This is a genomic window from Microvirga tunisiensis, assembly GCF_009296175.1.
Taxonomy (GTDB): domain Bacteria; phylum Pseudomonadota; class Alphaproteobacteria; order Rhizobiales; family Beijerinckiaceae; genus Microvirga; species Microvirga tunisiensis.
In genome coordinates this window covers 1-802 of sequence record NZ_VOSK01000905.1, presented here as the reverse complement: position 1 = coordinate 802, position 802 = coordinate 1, and the positions used below count along the sequence as shown (strand labels likewise).

General features: G+C 59.2%; 1 protein-coding gene. It reads left to right on the top strand.

The genetic code is table 11. The annotated features are described in order from the left end of the window. Positions 1–144 precede the first annotated feature (144 nt). A complete protein-coding gene (locus FS320_RS44440) occupies positions 145–582 on the top strand; it encodes a hypothetical protein (RefSeq protein WP_152718789.1) in 438 nt (145 codons plus the stop codon). Positions 583–802 lie beyond the last annotated feature (220 nt).

The following is an 802-nucleotide window of genomic DNA, read 5'->3' as shown; positions in this document are numbered from 1 at the left end:
GGCCTCTCCCATGAGCAGGCCACAAGGGATGTGGAGTTCTGGGCCTTGGACAAGCAGCCTTGAGCGCTTCGCTGCAGCAGGCGGAACATGGCCTCAGACCACATCTGCCTCGACCGCTAGGGTCCGACCTTACAGGAGACGCGAATGAGTGAGCGGATCGGCCGCCTTTGCGACGAGCTGCGGATCAAGCTTCACGGGATGGACCGCCGGCTTGAGGCGCTTAAATCGAACGGCGCGGCGACCTTCGACCAGTCGCAGGATGTCCTTGAGAGCCAACTCGACCGTGTCGAGCAGCGCATCTACGATAACCGCGTGACCGTTGAAGCGGCTAATATCAGGGTCAAGACGTGGCTCGCGGAGCAAAAAGTCAGGTCTGTGGCAGGTGGGGCCCTTTGGACAGAACGCCACAAGGCTCATCGGCTGGAAATCCGCGCCGATGATGCTGAGGCCTATGCCATTGCCGTCTTCGAGCTTGCGGCTGCAGCGGCAGATGAAGCCGCACTGGCAGTTCTGCAGGCGCTCCTTGCGCGCAACGATGCTGATGCCGCGGCTTTGTGTGAGACGGACGTGTCTAATCAATGAACCTGGGAATATCGCCCAGCACTCTCAAGCCAATGCAACAGATTTTCGGGAGTGAATGACAAAGTGACAACACCGAACAATGGGGATTTATAATTTCTCACTTTCTCTGCGTGCTCGCAGCGCGAGCCTCTGAATGAGGCGTGAGCGAAGGCAAGTTACCGCGCGGTGGTGGCGTGGAGCAAACCCTGGTGCTCCCACGAGCGGAGTAAGTGGTCGGCCT